Source organism: Pantoea sp. SIMBA_079 (assembly GCF_046940275.1).
In the GTDB taxonomy this organism is placed as follows: domain Bacteria; phylum Pseudomonadota; class Gammaproteobacteria; order Enterobacterales; family Enterobacteriaceae; genus Pantoea; species Pantoea borealis.
In genome coordinates, this window is the sequence record NZ_JAWRYR010000384.1 from 1 (window position 1) to 267 (window position 267).

At 51.7% G+C, this 267-nt stretch carries 1 pseudogene; it reads right to left on the reverse strand.

What is annotated here, in order from left to right:
- Positions 1-184: pseudogene (gene potB, locus SB719_RS20465) on the reverse strand (spermidine/putrescine ABC transporter permease PotB); the annotation flags it as partial.
- Positions 185-267 lie beyond the last annotated feature (83 nt).

The following is a 267-nucleotide window of genomic DNA, read 5'->3' on the forward strand; positions in this document are numbered from 1 at the left end:
GATTTGCGCCTAGGTTCAGAGCAGCTCGATCAAGGTCCTTGGGTATAGCTTTGAGCGCAGCATAGATGGGCAGTACAACGAAAGGCATGAGTACATGTGCCATCGCCAATGTCACCGCTCCTTGCGTGTAAAGAAGCTTGAAGGGTTGTTCAGTTAAACCGACGGCGCTGAGAAACCCGTTCACGATCCCATTCCGCTGCAATAGGACAATCCAGGCATAGGAGCGAACAAGAACCGAAGTCCAGAGCGGAATGAAGACGCAAATCG